Source organism: Enterobacter sp. 61D5 (genome assembly GCF_034107965.1).
Taxonomy (GTDB): domain Bacteria; phylum Pseudomonadota; class Gammaproteobacteria; order Enterobacterales; family Enterobacteriaceae; genus Enterobacter; species Enterobacter cloacae_M.
This window is the reverse complement of the sequence record NZ_JAWNFK010000006.1, coordinates 536,826-559,859: the sequence shown is the minus strand read 5'-3', so window position 1 is coordinate 559,859 and position 23,034 is coordinate 536,826. Positions and strand designations below refer to the sequence as shown.

The 23,034-nt window shown below is 54.2% G+C and carries 20 protein-coding genes and 1 pseudogene; 12 read left to right on the top strand and 9 right to left on the bottom strand.

The window, feature by feature from the left end; genetic code table 11:
• Window positions 1-55: 55 nt before the first annotated feature.
• Window positions 56-892, top strand: coding sequence for a MipA/OmpV family protein (locus UTM25_RS07790; protein ID WP_194399103.1), 837 nt, complete (start codon window positions 56-58; stop codon window positions 890-892).
• A 122-nt stretch (window positions 893-1,014) separates the two neighbouring features.
• On the opposite strand, the pseudogene UTM25_RS07785 reads toward UTM25_RS07790, so the two are convergent.
• A pseudogene (locus UTM25_RS07785) lies at window positions 1,015-1,564 on the bottom strand (hypothetical protein).
• A 254-nt stretch (window positions 1,565-1,818) separates the two neighbouring features.
• Between UTM25_RS07785 and UTM25_RS07780 the strand changes: the two are divergent.
• Both UTM25_RS07780 and UTM25_RS07775 read left to right on the top strand, forming a co-directional pair.
• The gene (locus tag UTM25_RS07780; RefSeq protein ID WP_194399104.1) at window positions 1,819-2,244 is read left to right on the top strand and encodes a VOC family protein; all 426 of its coding nucleotides are present in this window, start codon (window positions 1,819-1,821) and stop codon (window positions 2,242-2,244) included.
• Between the two features lie 170 nt (window positions 2,245-2,414).
• Window positions 2,415-4,130, top strand: coding sequence for a SulP family inorganic anion transporter (locus UTM25_RS07775; protein ID WP_194399105.1), 1,716 nt, complete (start codon window positions 2,415-2,417; stop codon window positions 4,128-4,130).
• 40 nt (window positions 4,131-4,170) lie between these two features.
• Here UTM25_RS07775 and dmsD read toward each other — a convergent pair whose 3' ends face one another.
• The 3 genes from dmsD to UTM25_RS07760 all read right to left on the bottom strand — a co-directional run bounded on the left by dmsD (window position 4,171) and on the right by UTM25_RS07760 (window position 7,715).
• Entirely contained in the window at window positions 4,171-4,785 is a 615-nt protein-coding gene (gene dmsD, locus UTM25_RS07770) for a Tat proofreading chaperone DmsD (RefSeq protein WP_194399106.1), read from the bottom strand.
• A gap of 93 nt (window positions 4,786-4,878) precedes the next feature.
• Window positions 4,879-7,317: a selenate/tellurate reductase subunit YnfE gene (gene ynfE / locus UTM25_RS07765; protein ID WP_320714578.1), complete on the bottom strand. Its 2,439-nt coding sequence runs from the start codon at window positions 7,315-7,317 to the stop codon at window positions 4,879-4,881.
• Between the two features lie 131 nt (window positions 7,318-7,448).
• Window positions 7,449-7,715 (bottom strand): DUF1161 domain-containing protein, encoded by a 267-nt coding sequence (locus tag UTM25_RS07760; RefSeq protein WP_029739394.1) that lies wholly within the window; start codon window positions 7,713-7,715, stop codon window positions 7,449-7,451.
• Window positions 7,716-7,819: 104 nt separating this feature from the next.
• Between UTM25_RS07760 and UTM25_RS07755 the strand changes: the two genes are divergently transcribed.
• Window positions 7,820-8,530, top strand: coding sequence for a YnfC family lipoprotein (locus tag UTM25_RS07755; RefSeq protein WP_047647900.1), 711 nt, complete (start codon window positions 7,820-7,822; stop codon window positions 8,528-8,530).
• Window positions 8,531-8,547: 17 nt separating this feature from the next.
• On the opposite strand, the gene speG is transcribed toward UTM25_RS07755, so the two are convergent.
• Window positions 8,548-9,108 carry a spermidine N1-acetyltransferase gene (speG, locus tag UTM25_RS07750; RefSeq protein WP_194399108.1) on the bottom strand — a complete coding sequence of 187 codons (561 nt, stop codon included), beginning with the start codon at window positions 9,106-9,108 and terminating at the stop codon, window positions 8,548-8,550.
• Window positions 9,108-9,446, bottom strand: coding sequence for a DUF1283 family protein (locus tag UTM25_RS07745; protein ID WP_023311550.1), 339 nt, complete (start codon window positions 9,444-9,446; stop codon window positions 9,108-9,110). The genes speG and UTM25_RS07745 overlap by 1 nt, the downstream gene beginning before the upstream one ends.
• Window positions 9,447-9,598: 152 nt before the next feature.
• Between UTM25_RS07745 and UTM25_RS07740 the strand changes: the two genes are divergently transcribed.
• The 5 genes from UTM25_RS07740 (at window position 9,599) to UTM25_RS07720 (ending at window position 15,408) form a co-directional block, all read left to right on the top strand.
• A complete protein-coding gene (locus UTM25_RS07740; RefSeq protein ID WP_021241222.1) occupies window positions 9,599-9,925 on the top strand; it encodes a YnfA family protein in 327 nt (108 codons plus the stop codon).
• A 110-nt stretch (window positions 9,926-10,035) separates the two neighbouring features.
• Window positions 10,036-11,250, top strand: coding sequence for a D-mannonate dehydratase ManD (gene manD / locus UTM25_RS07735; RefSeq protein ID WP_194399109.1), 1,215 nt, complete (start codon window positions 10,036-10,038; stop codon window positions 11,248-11,250).
• 14 nt (window positions 11,251-11,264) lie between these two features.
• The gene (locus tag UTM25_RS07730; RefSeq protein WP_194399110.1) at window positions 11,265-12,284 is read left to right on the top strand and encodes a Zn-dependent oxidoreductase; all 1,020 of its coding nucleotides are present in this window, start codon (window positions 11,265-11,267) and stop codon (window positions 12,282-12,284) included.
• A 73-nt stretch (window positions 12,285-12,357) separates the two neighbouring features.
• The gene (locus tag UTM25_RS07725; RefSeq protein ID WP_194399111.1) at window positions 12,358-13,725 is read left to right on the top strand and encodes an MFS transporter; all 1,368 of its coding nucleotides are present in this window, start codon (window positions 12,358-12,360) and stop codon (window positions 13,723-13,725) included.
• 219 nt (window positions 13,726-13,944) lie between these two features.
• A complete protein-coding gene (locus UTM25_RS07720) occupies window positions 13,945-15,408 on the top strand; it encodes a mannitol dehydrogenase family protein (protein WP_194399112.1) in 1,464 nt (487 codons plus the stop codon).
• 43 nt (window positions 15,409-15,451) lie between these two features.
• Here UTM25_RS07720 and ydfZ read toward each other — a convergent pair whose 3' ends face one another.
• Window positions 15,452-15,655, bottom strand: coding sequence for a putative selenium delivery protein YdfZ (ydfZ, locus tag UTM25_RS07715; protein WP_194399113.1), 204 nt, complete (start codon window positions 15,653-15,655; stop codon window positions 15,452-15,454).
• A 288-nt stretch (window positions 15,656-15,943) separates the two neighbouring features.
• Here ydfZ and UTM25_RS07710 point away from each other — a divergent pair, with 288 nt between their 5' ends.
• A complete protein-coding gene (locus tag UTM25_RS07710; protein ID WP_320714573.1) occupies window positions 15,944-16,375 on the top strand; it encodes a universal stress protein in 432 nt (143 codons plus the stop codon).
• Between the two features lie 33 nt (window positions 16,376-16,408).
• Here UTM25_RS07710 and UTM25_RS07705 read toward each other — a convergent pair whose 3' ends face one another.
• Both UTM25_RS07705 and ydfG read right to left on the bottom strand, forming a co-directional pair.
• On the bottom strand, window positions 16,409-17,095 hold the full coding sequence (locus tag UTM25_RS07705) for a GntR family transcriptional regulator (protein WP_320714571.1): 687 nt from the start codon (window positions 17,093-17,095) through the stop codon (window positions 16,409-16,411).
• Window positions 17,096-17,186: 91 nt separating this feature from the next.
• Complete coding sequence (gene ydfG / locus UTM25_RS07700) at window positions 17,187-17,933, bottom strand: bifunctional NADP-dependent 3-hydroxy acid dehydrogenase/3-hydroxypropionate dehydrogenase YdfG (RefSeq protein ID WP_048980522.1); 747 nt, start codon at window positions 17,931-17,933, stop codon at window positions 17,187-17,189.
• Between the two features lie 142 nt (window positions 17,934-18,075).
• Here ydfG and dcp point away from each other — a divergent pair, with 142 nt between their 5' ends.
• Both dcp and UTM25_RS07690 read left to right on the top strand, forming a co-directional pair.
• Window positions 18,076-20,109: a peptidyl-dipeptidase Dcp gene (gene dcp / locus UTM25_RS07695; RefSeq protein ID WP_194399116.1), complete on the top strand. Its 2,034-nt coding sequence runs from the start codon at window positions 18,076-18,078 to the stop codon at window positions 20,107-20,109.
• Window positions 20,110-20,419: 310 nt separating this feature from the next.
• A complete protein-coding gene (locus UTM25_RS07690) occupies window positions 20,420-23,002 on the top strand; it encodes an EAL domain-containing protein (protein ID WP_194399117.1) in 2,583 nt (860 codons plus the stop codon).
• The last annotated feature ends 32 nt before the right edge of the window (window positions 23,003-23,034 follow it).

Below are 23,034 nucleotides of genomic sequence, written 5' to 3'. Positions count from 1 at the left end.
TTCTGGCGGTTAACCGCATGCATCGTCATCATTTGAATCCAAAAGGGCTTCTTTAATGAGAAACATCGAACTTCGTCAAACGTTCCCTCATTTACTTTCGGGCCGCAGCCTGAAAAACCTCGTGCCGGGCTTCGTTCTGACGTTACTGGCCATGCCTGCACTGGCGGCAGAACAGAGTCAGGGTAACGTCTTAACGCTGGGGGGCGGCGTTGACGTCGCGCCGCGCTACTCGGGTTCCGATAAAACCCGCGTCAGTGCGGCTCAGGTGGCGGATTACGCCATGGCAAACGGCTTCTTTATCGGCACCACGCGAGGGATCGGTTACGGCAACAACATTGGCAACCTGGATTACAGAGCCGCGCTGAGCTATCGAGTTGGCCGTAAAGATAAAGACGTGAGCAGCGATTCCATCAGCTCCGGCAGCGACGAGCTGCGAGGAATGGGCGAGATAAAAGGCTCGGCAATCATTGTGCCCGGGCTGGAGTACAGGGTGACCGACTGGCTTCACCTGCAGCTCCAGGCAGAGGTACCGGTTTCAGAAAGAGACAACGGTGAGGCGGTTCATTTCGGCATTTCCAGCCCGTTCTATACCTCACCAAAAAATGAGGTGACGCTGGCGCTGACCGGCAACTGGGGATCAGGCAAGTATATGCAGACCTACTACGGGGTCAGTGCCGCCCAGTCGAGCGCATCGGGCTTTGCCCGACATGACGCAGGGGCCGGGATTTATAGCTACTCGATGAATCTGGACTGGACCCACAGGCTGACCTCGCGCTGGAGCGTCCTTGCCTCAGCGGGCGTTACGCAGCTGACGGGGGATGCGGGTGATAGCCCAATTGTGCAACGCAAAACATCGCCCACGGGGAGTTTGAAGGTGACGTACAGTTTTTGATGTTGGCTGCGGTGGCTTAGCGTTTTGAGCACGCATTTGCGGTAATTTAAGCCGCTCCGGTTGAGATGGCGGGGCGGTTCCCTTTGCAGAAAGTTACAGCACTGCACACGTGGTTGACGGATTTATTTAAAGCTCCATTGTGCCGTAATGACAAACACGGAAGGTATGATAATACCCACATCCATTCCAAAATAAGACGTAAAATTATACTGGAACCCATGATATATATAGGGCGAAAATTCTATCCCCGTTGCTTTTTTTAAAATCATGGTATGAACCATGGTCACCACAATCATCGAAAGTATCAAAGAAAAATTCGCCTACATAGCCATAGATTCCTTTAAAAACCCAACCGTTATCCCATCCAGCCCAGTCTCTTCTTACGCCGGCTGCCAGGCATCTGTCATTAAAGCTGTTTTTCATTGTCCCTAGCACAAGACTGTATTTCGACGTATCCGAGAATTTCCTCTCCACGGATATGAACTTATTTTCAAAGTTCTCCGTATATTGTCCTCGATTATGCGTCAGATGATAAACGTATGAGCCGGTGTTTATTGAATACAGATTTATTTCATCTGCAGAGCAATGCAACGTAAAAAGATAAAAACCTCCGCACCACAGCCATGTTGGGCATCTTTTCCGATCTGTCTGCTTATGTGGAATATTATCCATATTCGCTCACTTTGGCTAACGTACTGAAATTATAAGGACTGTTTTCGGTCTTCAGCTGGATAAATTTTAGCATACATACCAAAACTCGAGATATTCACGTCACGGATTGGGGGCTGAAATTACTATAGAACATGTTCTGCGAACCCTTACCTTACGCGCTTACACGAGTGAAAATCAGCCTTTTTGCCGCCGCTAAAATCATAGCCTCTGAGGTATAATCGCTGTTCAGAAAAAGGCAAAGAGGATGTGACAAGATGCTGACTTATATCACTATAGGTACAAATGATCTTCAGCGCGCCGCGGCTTTTTATGACGCTATTTTTAAAGTGCTTGGCTATTCACGCTTGACTGCCTGGACCGAGGACTGGGCAATGTGGGGAGATGAAAATAATCCGGATGAGGGATTTAGCTTCTGTATTTGCCCTCCATTTGACCGACAACCCGCAACGGCGGGAAACGGGACAATGTTCGCACTCCGAGCAGCTAACGCGGAGCTTGTCAGACGTTTCCATGCAGCAGGCCTTCTTGCGGGAGGGAAGAGTGAAGGCATGCCAGGGACACGAACCGCGTACGGCCCCGATTTTTATGTTGCCTATCTGCGCGATCCTGACGGGCATAAGCTGGCATGCGTTTGTCAGCATTATTCTTCTGAAGCCGATACGTTCCCAGACGAAGAATAGTCACAAGCGGTCGTTTTTGAACTATGTTTAACACCAGTCAGAATAATAAATAGTTGAACTGTTATTAGATTCTGAACAGTGGCGGCCTTAATCCGGAGCATTTGAAAGCCAGAACCTCACTGAGAAGTGTGCCAGCATGACGTGGCTAATATCCCTATCCGGAGAACAACGTGTTCGGAAAACAATTATTAAACTACATGCCAGGTTTACAAACTTTGTTAGCCTACGATAAAAGCTGGCTAAAACATGATGTTAAAGCTGGCTTATCCGTTGCGGCTGTCGCGCTACCCGTGGCTATTGCTTATGCTGAGCTGGCGGGCGTTGGGGCAATAGTGGGGCTTTATTCCTGCGTTTTACCGATGATAGCGTATGCACTCTTTGGTTCTTCACGTCAGCTTATTGTGGGCCCTGATGCCACGACCTGCGCGGTGATCGCGGCCGTCGTGTTTCCTCTTTCTGCAGGTAATCCCGAACTGCACTGGCAGCTGACCATTATCATGACGTTGATGATGGGCGGGTGGTGTCTGCTTGCCAGTAAATTCCGCCTGGGCGCACTTGCCGATCTGCTTTCACATCCCATCCTTACGGGTTTGCTTAATGGCGTTGCCGTGACGATTATTGTCGGGCAATTAGGCAAGGTGTTGGGGATAAAACTCGACGAAGCGCAGGTTATTGAGAAAATAATGGCCTTGCCAGGACGTCTTTCAGACAGCCATTTATTAACCGTTGGGATATCGCTTTTAACGTTAATTATTTTAATGGCGATCAAAACGTATCGCAGCCACTGGCCAGCACCGTTGATTGCCATTGTGATGACAACGTTACTGGTATGGGCGACATCTGCACAACAGTATGGTATTGCCACTATTGGGGGGGAAGGCTTCCAGCCTGGTCTACCCGTCGTTAACTGGGGCGCGTTCCAGCCCGGTCCGATGCGTGATTTAGTGATCCCGGCTTTGAACCTGGCGTTGGTCAGTTTTGTCAGCCTGATGCTGACCGCCCGGAGTTTCGCCGCGAAAAATGGCTATGAAATTAATGCTGATGCAGAGTTCAGAGCGCTGGGTATTGCGAATATTATGTCTGGGTTATCTCAGGGATTTGCTATCAGTGGAGCCGATTCCCGGACCGCGGTTAATGATTCAGTGGGTGGGAAAAGTCAGCTGGTTTCCATCGTCGCAGCCTTACTCATCGGTATCGTAGTGGTGTTTTTCACTCAGCCATTACAATTTATTCCGGTATCTGCATTAGGTATTGTTTTGATGTACGCATCCTGGTCATTAATTGATCTGCGCGGGTTGTGGAATCTGAGGCGAAGAAATAAACAGGCATTTCGCCTGGCCTTTTTCACGTTCGGCTGTGTGTTAATTATCGGCGTTATCCAGGGGATCGGCCTTGCGGTGCTGCTTGGCCTGTTACAGTTCCTGCGTACGGTGTTTCGTCCCTCTGAGCACTTACTAGGCACTGACGACGATGGCATGATTCACTCATTAGGTAATACAACCGATATTAAAATGGTTCCGGGCGTGCTGATGTATCGATTTAACTCACCGTTGACCTATTTTAACGTCGCTTATTTTAAACGTCGGGTATTGAACCTGGTTGATGGTGCAGCAGTACAGCCTAAATGGGTGGTCATTGATGCCGTTGCTTGCTTCACCTATTCAGACATCAGCGTTCTGGCAACCATAAATGAGTTAAAGCGCGATCTGAAAGGTCGACAGATTACGTTAATCCTTGCGGGCAGAAAAACGGAATTAACGCGCTGGTTTAAAGATAGTCGGCCAACAATGAATGATGATGACATGATTCTGGCGCCAGACCTCTATCTGGCACTTCGGTTCATTCAAAGCAAAGAGAGTGCGAGTGAATCAGGTAGCGAGGTATAAGCTAAAGGCTTGCCCGCCAACCGCGAGCAAGCCACATCCCTTAGCGATACAGCGTTTTTTCCGCAACCGGAATAAGCAACCCGGATCGCCAGTCCGCGAGCGTCAGCTGCGCAAGTCTGCCCAGCGCGGCATAAAACGGATGCCCGGCGCTGTCGACAAACACGGACAGGAAGCGGGTGCTCCACGGCAGCAGGTGCCACGCCAGAAGCTGAGCGCACTCCGACTCGCGGCCATTCTCGGCCAGCCACGCCGCCAGCAGCAGCAGCGTACCGAAATGATCTTCCGGCTCATTCTGCTGCATCTCAAATGCGATAGTGTTCTCACGCATCCACTGGCGCAGCGCGAGGGTTGAGTCGCCAAACAATACGGATTCACGGTCTAGCCAGACGGAGCCCCACGGTGGCGCGGGCAGGGCATACGGACCAATAAATAGCCGTTGCCAGGCGTCCGCCAGCGGCTCATCGGAAGATGAGGCAAACGTATCGGCAACCGGCCGCAGCGTTTCCGAAGGCAGGGGCCAGTCCTGAACCCATTCGCCAGCGGTGAGCGCTTTCACCAGCGGCGCGGCCTGCTCGCTGTCGGGAGCGAAATAAAACAGCGCGCCCAGCACCCGGGCGCTGAACGCGAACGATTCATGATGTGAGACGTCTTTCATTAAACCTTCCTTGCTCGCGCGGATGACGCCCGCGCGACTGTGTTAACCGATAATACTGACCACAGAATAAACCAGGGTCTCGCGTTTCACCCTCTACACCTTCTCAATCTGCACCAGATTGGTGTGCTGCGGGTTGCCTTTTGCCAGCGGAGAAGGTCGATGGGTCGTCAGCGTGTTGATGCAGGAGCCGTGATCGATACGATCGCCACTCATATTGGCATCGTGCCACGCTCCCTGACCCATGGCGCTCACGCCGGGCATGATGCGCGGCGTGACCTTCGCTTCAATTCTCACTTCGCCGCGATCGTTAAATACGCGCACCGTATCGCCGTTCTTAATGCCGCGTTTTGCAGCATCGACAGGATTAAGCCACACCTCCTGGCGGCAGGCCGCTTGCAGCACGTCGACGTTACCATAGCTCGAGTGGGTACGGGCTTTGAAGTGGAAGCCAAACAGCTGCAGCGGGAACTGCGCGCGCTCGGGGGCGTCCCAGCCGTCAAAGGTCGACGCGTAGACGGGCAGAGGGCTGATGGTCTCATCTTTTGCCAGCTCCCAGGTGGCCGCAATCTCCGCCAGCTTGCTGGAGTAAATTTCAATCTTGCCCGATGGCGTTTTCAGCGGATTGGCTTCCGGATTCTCGCGGAATTTTTTATAGGCCACGAAGTGTCCGTTCGGATCTTTGCGCTTATAGATGCCCATTTTTTTCAGCTCGTCATAGGATGGAAGCTGAGGATCTTTCGCGAGCATTTTGGCATACAGAAACTGCAGCCACTGTTCCTGCGTGCGTCCTTCGGTGAATTTCTGATGGATATCCGGCCCGAGGCGTTTCGCTACTTCGCTCATGATCCAGTAGATCGGCTTACGCTCGAACTTCGGCGCGGCCACGGGCTGGAGGAAAATCAGGTAGCCCATGTTGCCCGCATAATCGTTAGGAATAATGTCTTCCTGCTCGACGGTCATCAGGTCCGGCAAAATAATATCGGCGTACTTCGCAGACGACGTCATGAAGTTGTCGATGACGACAATCATTTCGCACTTGCTTTCATCCTGCAGGATATCGTGGGTTTTATTGATATCGGAGTGCTGGTTGATGATGGTATTGCCCGCGTAGTTCCAGATGAACTTAATCGGCACGTCCAGCTTATCTTTCCCACGCACGCCGTCGCGCAGGGCGGTCATCTCCGGTCCGCGGGCGATGGCGTCCGTCCAGCTGAAGCAGGATATTTGCGTTTTGACCGGATTATCCGGTATCGGCATACGTTCAATGGTGATGGTGTAGGTAGACTCACGCGCGCCGCTGTTGCCGCCGTTGATGCCGACGTTTCCGGTAAGGATCGGCAGCATGGCGATGGCGCGAGACGTCAGCTCGCCGTTCGCCTGGCGCTGTGGTCCCCAGCCCTGGCAGATATAGGCCGGTTTCGCGGAGCCGATTTCCCGGGCCAGCTTGATGATACGATCAGCCGGAATGCCGGTGATGCGTGAGGCCCACTCCGGCGTTTTCGCCGTGCGATCATCGCCCTGGCCGAGAATGTAAGCTTTGTAGTGGCCGTTAGCGGGCGCACCTTCCGGCAGCGTTTTTTCATCGTAGCCAACGCAGTATTTATCGAGAAAAGGCTGGTCGACCAGGTTTTCGTCGATCAATACCCAGACAATGCCCGCCACCAGTGCGGCATCGGTACCCGGACGGATCGGGATCCATTCATCTTCGCGTCCGGCTGCCGTATCGGTATAGCGCGGGTCGATAACGATCATTCGCGCGTTGGACCGCTCGCGGGCCTGCTCCAGATAATACGTAATTCCGCCGCCGCTCATGCGGGTTTCTGCCGGATTATTGCCGAACATCACCACCAGCCTGGTGTTTTCAATATCCGAGGTGCTGTTGCCGTCGTTGCTGCCGTAGGTGTAGGGCATAGCGCAGGCGATTTGCGCCGTGCTGTAGGTGCCGTAGTGGCTCAGGAAACCGCCGTAGCAGTTCATCAGGCGCGCCACCAGCGAAGCGTAAGGGGAGGAACGGGTGATATTGCCGCCGACAATCCCGGAGGAGTAGTTAATATACACCGCTTCGTTGCCGTATTTGCTGACCACGTTTTTAAGGCTGGCGGTGATGGCGTCCAGCGCTTCATCCCATGTGATGCGCTCGAACTTGCCTTCTCCGCGTTTGCCCACGCGTTTCATTGGGTAGTTGAGACGATCGGGGTGATTGATCCGACGGCGAATAGAACGCCCGCGCAGGCAGGCGCGCACCTGATGGTTACCGTAAATATCCTCGCCGGTGTTGTCCGTTTCGACCCAGTACACTTCGTCGTCACGGACGTGCAGACGCAGCGCGCAGCGGCTGCCGCAGTTGACCGAGCAAGCGCCCCACACCACTTTATCTTCAGCAGGCTGGACGGCGTTCTTCACCGCCGCGGCGGCGCTTTTTAAGCCGAAAGGAAGCGAGATCCCGCCGGCGGCCAGCGCCAGAGACCCTATTGCCGTGGATTTCACGAGAGTTCGACGGCTAATTCCGCCGTGATGTTCAGTATCGGACATGGCTCACCCCATCATTATAATTACGTATTATTTTTCCCGAAATGATAACCGGGCTAATGATGGGGTGAGTGTTACTGATTTGGGAGTATTAAATCTTAATCCTCATCAAATCAAAGGGGATTGAGTGTAAATTACTGCGCTTCAGCAGCCCCGTTGCCTGTACGGGTGTACAAAATTTTAAAGGTGTCGTTGGCGCAGTGGCCTACCACCTGCGTGCCCGCCTGGTCGGCCTGATCGTTCGGCACAATGCTCAGCGTAAAACCTGATTCAGGCACGCCGTTGTTGATAATTTTCTGCTGAATGTCGCTTTTCACGCGCTCGCAGGAATCCGGTGCCGCCAGCGCGGCCGTTGAGGCACTCATTAACAGCAGGGCGGTAATCCAGGGTAACCGTTTCATCTGTAGCTCCTTTTCTCTGTGTAGAGATTAATTTTAGCAGGCTTCGTGTAAACAACTGTATTTGCTAATATGATTGGGAATAATCTCCCTGTACGGTAATAAATGTGAAGAAATACGCAGCGATAACGCTACTGGCAGCAACACTGGTGGGATGTGACAACAGCTCCGCGCCGCTGTCGTTTACGCCCGAGATGGCGAGTTTCTCGAACGAATTTGATTTTGATCCGCTGCGCGGCCCGGTGAAAGACTTCACCCAGACGCTGCTCAACGAGAAGGGCGAAGTGTCCAAACGGGTCACCGGCACCGTGTCTACGGAAGGGTGTTTCGATACCCTGGAGCTGCACGACCTGGAGGCCAATACCGGCGTGGCGCTGGTGCTGGATGCCAATTACTATCTTGATGCGGAAACCCAGCAGCGAAAAGTGAAGCTGCAGGGGAAATGCCAGCTGGCCGAACTGCCGTCAGCCGGGATAACGTGGGATACCGACGACAACGGTTTTGTGGTAGCGGCGCACGGCAAAGAGATGGAAGTGAAGTATCGCTACGATGCGGATGGCTACCCGCTGGGCAAAACCACCGTCTCCGGGGATCAGCACCTGTCCGTCCAGTCGACGCCGTCTAAAGACGTTCGCAAAAGAATGGATTACTCGGCAGTGAGCATGTTGAATGACAAGCCGCTGGGTAACGTGAAGCAGAGCTGCGATTACGATCGACACAATAATCCGGTGAGCTGCGACCTGACGATCACGGACGATAGCGTCAAACCTGCCGTTGAGCACAAATACACCATTAAAAACACGATTGAATACTACTGAGAATAAAACCGCGCAGGTTACTGCGCGGTCGGTTTCAGCAGGCTGGCGCCTGACGGCTTGTGTCCGACAAGATGCTGATGCTGGAAGATGCACATGCGAATGGTATTGCGGTATTCGCCGTTGATAAAGAACTCGTGAATCAGCTCGCCTTCCACCATAAAGCCCAGCTTGCGGTAGATATGGATCGCTTTCTCGTTCTCTTTGTCCACAATCAGGTAAAGCTTGTAGAGATTCAGAACGTTGAATCCGTAATCCATCGCCAGCTTCGCTGCCCGTGAGGCAAGGCCTTTTCCCTGATGCTCAGGGGAGATAATGATCTGAAACTCCGCCCGACGGTGAACGTGGTTGATTTCAACCAGCTCCACAAGCCCGGCTTTTTCGCCTTCACACTCCACCACAAAACGACGTTCACTCTGATCGTGAATGTGCTTATCGTAGAGATCGGACAGCTCAACAAAAGCCTCGTACGGCTCTTCGAACCAGTAGCGCATTACGCTGGCGTTATTGTCGAGCTGGTGGACGAAGCGCAGGTCTTCACGCTCCAGCGGACGGAGTTTAATGTCGCAGGGCGCCGACATTATGGGGCTACCGTGCGACCAGTGCGGCGATCCAGGCAGCGCAGGGTGTTTGGCTCCCAATAGGCGTTGACGTTTGCACTTTGCTGACACTTATCGCGCGCGTCAAAAGCGACATCTTCTTTATCCCACTCTTTCTCAGCACGTTTGTTGACCTTGTGGCGAAGGCTGCGGGTGTCATTCCATTGTTCTTTGTCCATGGCGGCGTTCTGGCGGCTTTGCGCGCTGTCACCAGACTCAATAATGAGCTTGCTGGTTTCCGCTGTCGCAGAGGCGGCAAAGGCGAACGATGACAGCGCCAGCAGGGCTGTCAGACAAAGGCGTTTGCTTAATGTGGTCATAGCGTTTCCTTTTAAATGGGTGCAGATAATCAAGTTACCCCGAACAGATTCTACACCAAAGCGAAATGACGTCATACCCGCGGAGCAAGTATGGAAAAGTAAAGGATATCATCAGGTATGATGTCTAAATAGATCCTCACCTGACGTGAACTATGCTCAAAACGACGCTGCTTTTTTTTGCCACCGCGCTATGCGAAATCATCGGCTGCTTCCTGCCCTGGCTCTGGCTGAAGAAGGGGGGATCCGTATTGCTGCTCATCCCGGCAAGCGTCGCGCTGGCCCTGTTTGTCTGGCTGTTAACGCTGCATCCTGCCGCGAGCGGCCGCGTCTACGCCGCTTACGGCGGCGTCTATGTCTGTACCGCGCTGCTGTGGCTACGCGTGGTGGACGGCGTCAAGCTCAGCGCGTACGACTGGGCCGGCGCGCTGATTGCTCTGTGCGGAATGCTGATTATTGTGGCGGGATGGGGACGGGCCTGATCCCCCGGTTTTGTGATCGTTAGCCGATTTTATGATCATTATACTTGTATGGTAGTAGGGTTGATGGGTAAGTTTCCAGCATCACAACGAATGATGTAAGGAAAGGAATTATGAAGATTGTCGCGGCTGACGTGTTTGTTACCTGCCCGGGGCGGAACTTTGTCACCCTTAAAATCACCACCGACGAGGGGATTGTCGGCCTCGGTGACGCTACGCTGAACGGGCGTGAACTCTCCGTGGCTTCCTACCTGAAAGACCATCTCTGCCCGCAGCTGATTGGCCGCGATGCGCACCGCATCGAAGACATCTGGCAGTTTTTCTATAAAGGCGCCTACTGGCGTCGCGGCCCGGTCACCATGTCGGCCATCTCCGCCGTGGACATGGCGCTGTGGGACATTAAGGCCAAAGCGGCCAACATGCCGCTCTACCAGCTGTTGGGCGGCGCATCCCGCGAAGGCGTGATGGTTTACTGCCACACGACCGGTCACACCATTGACGACGTGCTGGAAGATTACGCCCGCCATAAAGAGATGGGCTTCAAGGCGATCCGCGTGCAGTGCGGGGTGCCGGGTATGAAAACCACCTACGGCATGGCCAAAGGGAAGGGGCTTGCCTACGAGCCTGCGACCAAAGGCGACTGGCCGGAAGAGCAGCTCTGGTCCACCGAAAAATACCTCGATTTCACACCGAAGCTGTTCGACGCGGTGCGCAGTAAATTCGGCTTCAATGAACATCTCCTGCACGACATGCACCACCGCCTGACGCCAATCGAAGCGGCGCGCTTCGGCAAGAGCATTGAAGAATTCCGCATGTTCTGGATGGAAGACCCAACGCCTGCGGAAAACCAGGCCTGCTTCCGCCTGATCCGCCAGCATACCGTCACGCCAATTGCCGTGGGCGAAGTGTTCAACAGCATCTGGGACTGCAAGCAGCTCATCGAAGAGCAGCTCATCGACTATATTCGTACAACCATTACCCACGCGGGCGGGATCACCGGGATGCGTCGCATCGCGGACTTCGCCTCGCTCTACCAGGTGCGAACCGGCTCGCACGGTCCGTCGGATCTCTCGCCTGTATGCCACGCCGCCGCGCTGCATTTCGACCTGTGGGTGCCAAACTTTGGCGTCCAGGAATATATGGGCTATTCCGAACAGATGCTGGAAGTCTTCCCGCACAGCTGGCGCTTTGATAAAGGCTACATGCATCCGGGCGACAGGCCGGGGCTGGGCATCGAGTTTGATGAAAAACTGGCGGCGAAATACCCCTACGATCCGGCCTATCTGCCGGTGGCCCGTCTTGAAGACGGCACGCTGTGGAACTGGTAAACGAGGAGCGAACGATGAAAAGCGTAGTGATTCAACAGCCGAACGAACTGGTGATTGAAGAGCGGCCACTTCCGCAGCCAGGCCCGGGTGAAGTTCGCGTCAAAATCACGCTGGCGGGGATCTGCGGTTCGGACAGCCACATCTATCGCGGCCATAACCCGTTTGCGAAGTATCCACGCACGATCGGCCACGAGTTTTTTGGCGTGATTGACGCCGCAGGCGAGGGTGTCGACAGTGCCCGTCTGGGCCAGCGCGTCTCGGTCGATCCGGTGATCAGCTGCGGACACTGCTATCCGTGTTCCGTCGGAAAACCGAACGTCTGCATCTCGCTGGTGGTGCTGGGCGTACACCGCGACGGGGGCTTCAGCGAATACGCGGCGGTACCCGCAAAAAATGCCTGGCCTATCCCGGATGATATTCCTGATAGACACGCCGTCATGGTGGAGCCCTTCACCATCGCCGCCAACGTGACGGGACAGGCCTGCCCCACCGGGCAGGACGTCGCGCTGGTTTACGGCGCAGGGCCGATGGGGCTGGTCACCGTGCAGGCGCTGAAGGGCGTCTATAAGGTGAAGCAGGTTATCGTGGTTGACCGCATCGACGAACGCCTGAAAATGGCCCAGCGCAGCGGCGCGGACTGGGTGTTGAATAACGGCGAGCAGTCGCTGCAGACCGCGCTGGACGAAAGGGGCATCAAACCGACGTTAATCATTGATGCCGCCTGTCATCCGTCGATTTTGCAGGAGGCGATTACCCTGGCCTCTCCGGCGGCGCGTATCGTGCTGATGGGTTTCTCCAGCGAGCCAAGCCAGATTGTCCAGCAGGGAATCACCGGCAAAGAGCTGGCGATCTTCTCCTCGCGCCTCAATGCCAACAAATTCCCGGTCGTCATCGACTGGCTGAAAAAAGGGCTGATCGACCCGGAAAAACTGATCACTCATGCATTTGACTATCACTATGTAACAGACGCCATTGAACTGTTTGAGAAAGACCAGCGGCAGTGCTGCAAAGTCTTGCTCACGTTCGGGCAATAATCCTTTACGCGGTTAAGAGCCTGCGCAGACAGGCTCTATGTGGTACGCATCTTACCCTTCAGAGATAGCCATTATGACGCAAGCACAACCTCAAAGAACCACCTCCGATCTGGTGAAAGCCGCCGTTTCCGGCTGGCTGGGCACCGCCCTGGAGTTTATGGACTTTCAGCTTTACTCGCTGGGGGCTGCCCTGGTCTTTCACGAGATCTTCTTCCCGGAACAGTCAGCCGCGATGGCGTTGATCCTCGCGATGGGGACCTACGGCGCAGGCTATATCGCACGTATTGTCGGCGCCTTTATCTTTGGCAGAATGGGCGACAGCGTTGGTCGTAAGAAGGTGCTGTTTATCACCATCACCATGATGGGGATCTGCACCACGCTGATTGGCGTTCTGCCGACCTACGCGCAGATCGGGATTTTTGCTCCCGTTCTGCTGGTGACGCTGCGCATTATTCAGGGGCTAGGGGCCGGGGCGGAGATTTCCGGGGCCGGGACCATGCTGGCGGAGTACGCGCCGAAAGGCAAACGCGGCATTATCTCCTCGCTGGTGGCGATGGGCACTAACTGCGGAACGCTGAGCGCAACGGCGATCTGGGCGGTGATGTTCTTTGCCCTCGACCGTGAAGAGCTGATTGCCTGGGGCTGGCGCGTGCCGTTCCTCGCCAGCGTCGTGGTGATGATTTTCGCCATCTGGCTGCGAATGAACCTGAAAGAGAGTCCGGTGTTTGAGAAAGTGAACGACGCACAAACCGTGCAGCCGGACACATCGCTGGGCTCCATGGTGAAAAGTAAATCCTTCTGGCTGGCGACCGGCCTGCGGTTTGGCCAGGCGGGCAACTCGGGTCTGATCCAGACGTTCCTGGCGGGGTATCTGGTCCAGACGCTGCTGTTCGATAAAGCCATCCCTACCGACGCGCTGATGATAAGCTCCATACTCGGGTTTATCTCCATTCCGCTGCTGGGCTGGCTTTCCGATAAAGTAGGGCGCCGTCTGCCGTACATTATCCTCAATATCTCCGCCATTCTTCTCGCGTACCCGATGCTCTCGATCATCGTCGATAAGAGCTATGCGCCGGGGACAATCATGCTTTCTATCATCGTTATCCATAACTTCGCCGTGCTGGGGCTGTTTGCGCTGGAAAATATCACCATGGCGGAGATGTTTGGCTCGCGAAATCGGTTTACCCGCATGGCTATCTCGAAAGAGGCGGGCGGTTTGGTGGCGGTGGGCTTTGGTCCGGTACTGGCGGGGATTTTCTGCAATATGACCGGCTCCTGGTGGCCGATCGTCGCCATGCTGGTGGCTTATTCCGCGATTGGGCTGGTCTCGGCGATCCTGATGCCGGAAGTGCGCGACCGTGATTTGAGCGCGGCGCAAGACGCAGCGGAGTCCGCACCAGAAGAGAGCGTGAGTTACGGCGCGGTCTCCTCGCGGCGCTAGTGGTTCATAACTTACGTGACCTGTCGCATAACTTTATCTTTATGTCACACCACATGAGTAAAAGTTAATATAAATCAAAATCTCAAACGGCAGTATCAGTATGGTTGATGGCAGTTATTTTTTTACCCCAGCTGCCATTCTAGTTGGTGTAGTCAGCAGGCGCTGCCGCTTCAGAGGAGCGGCAGCGATCCACGGCTTTCTAATTAACGAGTCTTAATCATGGAAAACACCTTATTACAGGCCAACGCGACGCTGCCTCAGTACGATCGCGACAGCCTTAAAGCACGCATTGTACATTTAGGCTTCGGCGCATTTCACCGCGCGCATCAGGCGATGTATGCCGACATTCTCGCGGCCGAGCACGGCAGCGACTGGGGCTACTGTGAGGTTAACCTGATTGGCGGCGAGCAGCAGATTGCCGATCTGAATGCGCAGGATAACCTCTACACCGTGGCGGAGATGTCTGCCGACGCATGGACATCCCGCGTGGTTGGCGTGGTCAAAAAAGCGCTGCATGCTCAGGTCGACGGACTGGAGAGCCTGCTGGCAGCGATGTGTGAACCACAGGTGGCGATTGTCTCGCTGACCATCACCGAGAAAGGGTACTGCCACTCGCCGGCGACCGGACTACTGATGCTCGATCACCCGTTTATCGTCGCCGATCTGCAAAACCCGCACCAGCCGAAATCTGCGCCGGGCGTGGTGGTGGAAGCGCTGGCGCGACGCAAAGCGGCGGGTCTGCCCGCGTTTAGCGTGATGTCCTGCGACAACATGCCGGAGAACGGCCACGTGATGCGCAATGTGACCTGCGCTTACGCCCGAGCGGTAGACGGCGAGCTGGCGGACTGGATCGAGGCTAACGTCACCTTCCCGTCAACCATGGTGGATCGCATCGTGCCGGCGGTCACTCCCGATACGCTGGATAAAATTGAGCAGCTGACCGGCGTGCGTGACCCGGCGGCGGTCGCCTGTGAACCGTTCCGCCAGTGGGTGATTGAGGATAACTTTGTGGCAGGACGTCCAGAGTGGGAAAAAGCCGGTGCCGAGCTGGTGTCAGACGTGATCCCGTTTGAAGAGATGAAGCTGCGCATGCTCAACGGCAGCCACTCCTTCCTGGCGTACCTGGGCTATCTGGCCGGTTACCCGCATATCAACGACTGTATGGCAGATGAGAACTACCGCCTCGCCGCGCATACGCTGATGCTTAACGAGCAGGCGCCCACGCTGAAAGTGAAAGGTGTTGATTTAGGTCGCTATGCCGATCTCCTGATTGCCCGCTACAGCAACCCGGCCCTGCGCCATCGGACATGGCAAATCGCGATGGACGGCAGCCAGAAGCTCCCGCAGCGTATGCTGGACTCCGTGCGCTGGCACCTGGTGCATCAGAAGCCTTTCCCACTGCTGGCGCTGGGCGTGGCAGGGTGGATGCGTTATGTTGGCGGCGTGGACGAGCAGGGTAACGCCATCGACGTGAGCGATCCGCAGCTGGCGGTGATTCAGGCGGCGGTGAAGGGAAGTGCGGAAGGGGAAAGTCGGGTTAACGCGCTGCTCGGCATTGAGGCCATCTTTGGTAAAGAGTTACCGCAGGAGCCGCGCTTCGTTGCTGCGGTGATGACCGCGTACCGGGCGCTGCTGCAAAAAGGCGCGAAAGCGACCGTGGCGCAGTACGTGTCTCAACGGTAATTCAGCACATGCCGCCGTGCGCGGCGGCATGGCTGCGCACAGCTTAGTGCATTCCCAGGCGAATCAGCTCGATCGGCTCGTACTTACCTTCGCATCCTTCCACTTCAACCGTTTTGCTGCGGCGCACCTGCGCGGCATCCAGCCCGTCGCTGTGGATCGCTTTAATCACGCCGGTTTTGCCCGTGCCGCTAATCATGACGCGGCTGCCGGTGGTGATTGCATTGCGGTTACGGTCGTATGTCATCATAGTATTTTCTCCTCTCTAACCTGTTCGTTACGGCGCTATTTCGGGTTATGCCGTTCACGGGGCATATAAATACGCCTGTCCGCGCTTCATGTTTTTGTTTTTGATCAAACTCACACTTTTTTCTTTATTACGTCGGGCGCTGACGGTTCAGGACGGTAATTTACAAAGTGGACCGTTATTTTCATTAATTGATAGTTTCGACAGGGAAGCGTTGAGGGTTGGTTTATATTTCCGATGTCATCCTGTGTGCAGGAAATAACCCTTTCATCGGAATAAGGAGTCAGGCTTATGTATAAGAACATTTTGATGCCTGTAGACGTGTTTGAAATGGATTTGAGCGACAAAGCGGTTCGCCACGCGGCAAGCCTTGCGAAGGCTGAAGGCGCGTCGATTACCCTGGTCAATATTCTGCCTGCCAGCAGCCGGTCTCTGCTGCGCGGTTTCAACGCCGATATTAAAAAATTTGAAGAGTATATGACCGCAGAATCCGGCAAGAAAATGAACGAGTTAAAAAGACTGTTCGATATTGCCCCTGAGAATATTCACAGCATGGTGCGTTTTGGCAACGTCCGGGATGAAATTATCAAGCTGAGCAAGGATGGGAAATATGATGCGAATGTCATCGGGTCGAAAAATCCGAGCATCTCCACGCATCTGTTGGGTTCAAACGCGGAATCTATTCTGCGCTACGCTACGATCCCGGTGTTAGTCGTTCGCTAATCACCTCGCCGCACCCGAAAGGGGCGGCGCATATTACTCTTCGCTAAACCACTCGCTATTTTCCTGACGAATAAGCTGCACGGATTCGCTAATTTCCTGCAGATGCAGCGTCATCGCTTTTTCCACACCGTCCGGGTCGTGTTTTTCCAGCGCGCTGAAAATATCATGATGCTGTCGGAGCAGCATTTCCGGCGGGGAGACGTGATCGAGGCTCATATAGCGCACGCGGTCAATGGTGGCCTTGATGTTCTCGATGGTGTCCCAAGCCAGCTGACAATCCGCGATCTGCGCCAGCTTCTGGTGGAATTCATCATCAAGCTGGAAGAAATCATTGAGCTGCTTGCGGTCAATCGCAATACGCTGCTGGTACAGGTTCTGCTCAAGCTGGTAACACTGGTTGTCGTTGATAAGCGTTGCGGCACGGCGCGCCACCGCGCATTCAATGGCCTGGCGAACGAAACAGCCGTTGCGTACCTGAGAGAGTGAAATTTTGTTCACGTAGCTGCCGCGCTGCGGGCGGATCTGAATCAGTCCGTTTTCAGCAAGCTTAATAAACGCTTCACGTACCGGCTGACGGGAAACGTCAAAACGCACGGAGACCTCTTTTTCAGAAAGCGGCGTTCCCGGTGGGATCAGGCAATGGACAATATCACGTCGCAAAATGCGATAGATTTGCTGATTAACGGGCTGGGTGGGATTGAGTTGCGATTCAGCGGCCATGAGTTGTCATTTCTCAGAGAGTTAGCCTGAACATACTACCATTCTTTTATAACCCGAAACAGACCCGGCCCGCAGGCCGGGAAGGGCGGATTTAGCCACGATGGACGCTAAGTCCGGCAAAACTCTGGCTGACGGGCATCATTTCCACGGTATTGATGTTGACGTGTTTTGGCAGCGTCGCCACCCACCAGACCGTTTCGGTCACATCTTCCGGCGTCAGCGCATTAGCATTTTCGTAGGTTTTGCCCGCTTTCGCGTCATCGCCTTTGAAACGCACGTTGGAAAACTCGGTGCCGCCCACCAGGCCCGGCTCGATATCGGTAACGCGAATGGCGGTGCCGTGCAGGTCGGTACGCAGGTTAAGGCTGAACTGGCGCACAAACGCTTTCGTCGCGCCATAGACGTTGCCGCCCGCATAAGGCCAGCTTCCGGCGGTGGAGCCAATGTTGATAATGTGGCCGCGGTTGCGCTCGACCATGCCCGGCAGCACCGCGCGGGTCATATAGACCAGCCCTTTGTTATTGGTGTCGATCATGTTTTCCCAGTCTTCCACGCTGGCTTTGTGTGCGGGCTCCATGCCCAGCGCCAGACCGGCATTGTTGACCAGCACGTCGATGGCGCGCCACTCGGCGGGCAGGTTGGCAATCATCTCTTCAATGGACGCGCGGTTACGCACGTCCAGCTGCGCGGTCAGGATGCTGTCGCCTAATTCGTCCTTCAGCTCCTGCAGGCGCTCCTGACGACGGCCCGTGGCAATAACCTTGTGCCCGTTGGCGACGAAGCGACGCGTGATGCTTTCACCAAAACCTGCCGTTGCCCCGGTAACTAAAATAATCATCTCACTGTTCCTCAACGCTTTTTGTGTTGTACTAACATAGCACGGCCGCAGAGGGTGCGTTAAGGCAACATTTGTATGACGGCGTTGCAGGGGATGACGGCCTGGCCTACTCTGGGAGGATACCCGTACTCAGGAGCGAAAGATGACGGCCACGAATCCCTTTTTTGAAATCAGCCTGCTGCCCTATCAGGCCCCCCATTTTGATGAAATCACCGACGATCACTATCGCCCGGCCTTCGATGAAGCGCTTCGCCAGAAGCGGGCGGACGTAGACGCCATTGTGTCCCAAAACGCTGCGCCGGACTTCAGCAACACCGTGCTGGCGCTGGAGAAAAGCGGCGCTTTGCTCTCGCGCGTCAGCAGCGTGTTCTTCGCCATGACCTCCGCGCACACCAATGCGTACCTGCAGGAGCTTGAGGAGCAGTTCTCCACCGAGCTTGCCGCGCTGGCAAACGACATCTGGCTGAATGACGTGCTTTTCGCCCGCGTGGAGAGCGTCTGGCAGGACCGTGCCGCGCTTGACGCCGAATCCCGTCGTTTGGTCGAGGAGACGTATCAGCGGTTTATTCTGGCCGGCGCGCGTCTCAATGAAACGGAAAAAGCCGAGCTGAAGGCGCTGAATACCGAGGCGGCGACCCTGACCAGCCAGTTTAACCAGCGTCTGCTGGCTGCCGATAAGACGAGCGGGCTGGTGGTGGATTACGCACACCAGCTTGACGGGCTCAGCGCCAGCGAGATTGCCGACGCGGCGCAGGCTGCCGCAGAGCGAGGGCTAAACAATCGCTGGCTGATCCCGCTTCTGAACACGACCCAGCAGCCCGCGCTTTCCGCGCTGCGCAATCGTCAGACCCGTGAAAATCTGTTCAACGCTGGCTGGACGCGCACCCAGGAAGGGGATGAAAACGACACTCGAGAGCTGATCCTCCGCCTTACGGCGCTGCGCGCCCGGCAGGCCCGCCTGCTGGGATTTGACGATTACGCCAGCTGGAGTGTCGCCGACCAGATGGCGAAAACCCCGGACGCCGCGCTGGCCTTTATGCGCGGCATTGTGCCCGCCGCCCGCGCCCGGGCAGAGCGCGAGCAGGCCGATATTCAGAAAGTGATTGATGACGAACAGGGCGGTTTCACCGTGCAGGCCTGGGACTGGGCCTTTTATGCCGAGCGCGTGCGTCAGGCAAAATATGCCCTCGATGAATCGCAAATCAAACCCTATTTTGCGCTCAATACCGTTTTGCACGACGGCGTATTCTGGGCCGCAAGCCAGCTATTTGGCATCAGCTTTGTGGAGCGCTTCGATATCCCGGTGTATCACCCGGACGTCCGCGTCTGGGAAATTTTCGACCACACCGGTGAGGGCATGGCGCTGTTTTACGGCGACTTCTTTGCCCGCGATTCCAAGCAGGGCGGGGCCTGGATGGGGAATTTCGTCGAGCAATCCTTCGAGCTAGCTGCCCGTCCGGTGATCTACAACGTCTGTAACTACCAAAAACCGGCTAACGGCGGCGTTGCGCTTCTCTCCTGGGATGACGTGATCACCCTGTTCCACGAGTTTGGCCATACGCTGCACGGTCTGTTTGCCAGCCAGCGTTTCGCCACGCTCTCCGGGACCAATACGCCGCGCGATTTCGTTGAATTCCCGTCGCAGATCAACGAACACTGGGCCAGCCATCCGCAGGTGTTTACCCACTACGCCCGCCATTACGAAACCGGGGAACCGATGCCGGAGGCGCTGCGTGAAAGCATGCTCAACGCGACCCATTTCAACAAGGGTTATGACATGACGGAGCTGCTGGCTGCCGCGCTGCTGGACATGAACTGGCACGGGATTAGCGAAGCCGTTTCGAGCGTTGACGCGTTTGAAGCGGCAGCACTGAAAAAAGAGGGGCTGGATCTGCCCGCCGTTCCGCCGCGCTATCGCAGCAGCTATTTTGCCCATATCTTCGGCGGTGGCTACGCGGCGGGATATTACGCCTATCTGTGGACGCAAATGCTTGCAGACGACGGCTACCAGTGGTTTGTCGAACAGGGCGGGTTGACGCGTGAAAACGGGCAAAAATTCCGCGAGGCGATTTTGTCCCGTGGTAACAGCACGGATCTGGCTGAACTGTATCGCAACTGGCGCGGGCACGATCCGAAAATTGAACCGATGCTGGAAAATCGCGGGTTGAGCGAATAGAGTCAGTCTCGTCAGAAAAAAGAACCGGGCTTTACGCCCGGTTTTTTATACGCCTGTAATCGCTTCAGCCAAAAAATGTCTTAATATACATTCTTTATAAATAAAATGGTGACGTTAAACGTCACTCCGGTCTGTATATTTAATTTACCGAGTTTAGGTAGTAAAAGAGTGAATGATTAATAATTTGATCTGGGTTAGAGAAATCAAATATTCTTTAGCCTCAGATTTTTAGCTATAAATTTTTGTTATTTTGTGCCGATAAATGAAAATGGCATAAAAATCGACGTAGTAGCAGTTAAGAAGGCGAAAGATGACCCTACCTCTGAACAATCCGGGCTTCACCGACACCGAGCCTTCTAAAGGCCTGATAAATAAAACCTTTACTTATATTGTAACGTTGTTGATAAGTATTTTTATTGCGGCAATAATTTCCCTGCTAATAATAAAAGAAAATGTGAATGAAATCAGCGACACGCACGATGAATTTTTGTTAAGGAAAGCTCTCGATACCCGCCAGGAAAGCATGCGAAGCCATTTGAAAGATAATGCCGAGTGGGGAGATGCTTACAAACATCTTCATCTGAACATTGACGTTCACTGGGCATGGGATAAGCAGAACCTGGGTAAGTCCCTGTATGACAACTTTGGCTACGAAGGGGTGTTTGTTCTCTCTCCGGAAGGAAGCACGCGATACAGCGTGGTTGACGGGAAGCTGAAGCTTCAGGATCTGGAGCGCTGGTTAGATAAATCCACAAAAGACCGTTTACTGCGTGAAACGAGCATCAAAAATGGATCGCCGGTTTCTTTGCTGACGCTTATCGATTCCGTGCCGGCCATTGTTTCTGCGCAATCGATAACGACGGGTGATGATTCGAGCGTGCAAACCCTGCCCGGAAAACCTTCGACATTGGTGTTTATAGACAAGTTAACGGCTAAAAAACTTCTCACGATTGGGCAGGATGCCGGTATCCAGAACGTTCGTACTTCTCCCGCTACAGTCACGTCTCAAATAAATAATCAGACAGAATTTACCTTAAGCACCCAGAATGGGGATGTGAAAATTATCTGGGACGGTGAAAATCCCGGCCAGGCGTTAATAATTTATTTTTTGCCATTACTCATTCTTTCAGTCGTTCTGACGGTATCGATGACGGTGATATTAATGCGTCATATTATGCACAAGGCGAGAATGCTTGATGAAAATACTTATCTCCTCGAGCAGGCGCGGTTGAATCTTATTACGAGTGAAAAACGTTTTCGGGACGTGAGTGAAACAACCAGCGACTGGTTCTGGGAAACCGATTTATCGTTAAGGATAACGTGGCTATCGGGGCGTTTCTCTACAATAACGGGATATGAAAATAGCGAATGGATAGGCCGCAGGTTGGATGAACTTTTTCCGTCGACAAGCGGATTATCACATGACTGCGCCAGGCAGCGGGACTTAACCGAACGCTTTGAATTTAAAAACTGCCCTTATACTCACGCGCAACAAACCACGTCATATTGCACGCTTCTGGCAAAATTTTCTGCTCAGCCTGATGGAACGGTGGTGTTGCGAGGCGCGGCAACCGACGTTTCTCAGGAAGTTGAAGCAACAAAACGCGTGGAGTTCCTGTCACGCCATGATGAATTAACCGGACTGCCGAACCGGTATCATATTAAGGAATTTCTGGCTGGCAAGTTAGCGAAAGAAGACCTTAACCATTATCCCTTTGCCATGATTTGCCTTGATTTAGACAAGTTTAAACCCGTCAATGATATTTTCGGGCACTCCACCGGCGATGCCCTGCTTGGCGAGGTCGCTTCACGTCTTAAAAATTGCGTTCGTCGAGGTGATTTTGTCGCACGCCAGGGAGGGGATGAATTTATGCTTCTCCTCGGCAACACCAGCCAGCAAGACCAGATTGAGGAGGTGTGTCGTCGCATCGTGCAAGAACTTAACCGTTCTTTCGCCATTGAGGGCAATGATGTGGCGATAGGCGTAAGCATGGGCATTGCGCTGGCTCCCCGGGATAGCAGCAGCGCAAACGATCTTCTACGCTACGCGGATATTGCGCTGTATCAGGCGAAACAATCCGGCAGAAACCGATGGGTCTATTATCGCCCGGATATGTCGGAAAAGTTGACCGAACGCAGGAAACTGGAATTAGAACTCAAGACCGCGATTCGCGAAGAACAGCTCTACCTGGTTTACCAGCCGCGTTATAACCTCAGGTATTCTACTATTGATGCCGTCGAAGCGCTGGTGCGCTGGCAGCACCCGGCTCGGGGGACCATAATGCCCGATCAGTTTATTCCGCTGGCAGAAGAAACCGGGCTGATTATTAGCCTGAGCAACTGGGTCATACGCAAAGCCTGTACGGAGACGAAAGACAAATTGCCGGGATTATCGGTCTCCGTCAATATTTCTGCTATCGAATTCCAGGCAAGCGATCTTGCCGAAAGGATAAAAGAGATCCTTCGCGAAACGGGGCTTGAACCCAACCGGCTGGAAATAGAAGTGACTGAAAACGTTACGCTTTCCGATCCTGAAAAAACCTTGCAGACCATGAAGTCTCTCAAAAAAATGGGCGTCCGAATTCTGATTGACGATTTCGGTACCGGCTATGCCTCTCTGAGCTATCTGCGGAAGTTTCAGTTTGACGGGCTTAAGCTCGACAAGAGCTTTATTTTTACCCTGGGGGACTCGCCGCAGAACCAGTCAGTCGTGGAGAAAATTATCGACCTGGGGAAAGCCTATTCCATGGCGGTAACGGCCGAAGGGGTGGAGACCGCCGAACAGCTGTCATTTCTTAAAAAAAATAAATGTGATGAAGTTCAGGGCTACTTGCTTGGAAAACCGGCCGCCATTACGGACTTAAATTTAAACGCCAACAGACTAAATCTTTAAATCGCGCTTTCACTCAGGGCAGCGTAAATGAA

Coding starts and splice junctions, on each gene's coding strand:
- dmsD (WP_194399106.1), bottom strand. CDS start 4,785: ATGAAAGACGTCTCACATCATGAATCGTTCGCGTTCAGCGCCCGGGTG.
- ydfZ (WP_194399113.1), bottom strand. CDS start 15,655: ATGATGACATACGACCGTAACCGCAATGCAATCACCACCGGCAGCCGC.
- manD (WP_194399109.1), top strand. CDS start 10,036: ATGAAGATTGTCGCGGCTGACGTGTTTGTTACCTGCCCGGGGCGGAAC.
- ydfG (WP_048980522.1), bottom strand. CDS start 17,933: ATGATTATTTTAGTTACCGGGGCAACGGCAGGTTTTGGTGAAAGCATC.
- UTM25_RS07740 (WP_021241222.1), top strand. CDS start 9,599: ATGCTCAAAACGACGCTGCTTTTTTTTGCCACCGCGCTATGCGAAATC.
- UTM25_RS07720 (WP_194399112.1), top strand. CDS start 13,945: ATGGAAAACACCTTATTACAGGCCAACGCGACGCTGCCTCAGTACGAT.
- UTM25_RS07730 (WP_194399110.1), top strand. CDS start 11,265: ATGAAAAGCGTAGTGATTCAACAGCCGAACGAACTGGTGATTGAAGAG.
- dcp (WP_194399116.1), top strand. CDS start 18,076: ATGACGGCCACGAATCCCTTTTTTGAAATCAGCCTGCTGCCCTATCAG.
- UTM25_RS07790 (WP_194399103.1), top strand. CDS start 56: ATGAGAAACATCGAACTTCGTCAAACGTTCCCTCATTTACTTTCGGGC.
- UTM25_RS07725 (WP_194399111.1), top strand. CDS start 12,358: ATGACGCAAGCACAACCTCAAAGAACCACCTCCGATCTGGTGAAAGCC.
- UTM25_RS07745 (WP_023311550.1), bottom strand. CDS start 9,446: ATGACCACATTAAGCAAACGCCTTTGTCTGACAGCCCTGCTGGCGCTG.
- ynfE (WP_320714578.1), bottom strand. CDS start 7,317: ATGTCCGATACTGAACATCACGGCGGAATTAGCCGTCGAACTCTCGTG.
- UTM25_RS07760 (WP_029739394.1), bottom strand. CDS start 7,715: ATGAAACGGTTACCCTGGATTACCGCCCTGCTGTTAATGAGTGCCTCA.
- UTM25_RS07690 (WP_194399117.1), top strand. CDS start 20,420: ATGACCCTACCTCTGAACAATCCGGGCTTCACCGACACCGAGCCTTCT.
- speG (WP_194399108.1), bottom strand. CDS start 9,108: ATGTCGGCGCCCTGCGACATTAAACTCCGTCCGCTGGAGCGTGAAGAC.
- UTM25_RS07705 (WP_320714571.1), bottom strand. CDS start 17,095: ATGGCCGCTGAATCGCAACTCAATCCCACCCAGCCCGTTAATCAGCAA.
- UTM25_RS07780 (WP_194399104.1), top strand. CDS start 1,819: ATGCTGACTTATATCACTATAGGTACAAATGATCTTCAGCGCGCCGCG.
- UTM25_RS07710 (WP_320714573.1), top strand. CDS start 15,944: ATGTATAAGAACATTTTGATGCCTGTAGACGTGTTTGAAATGGATTTG.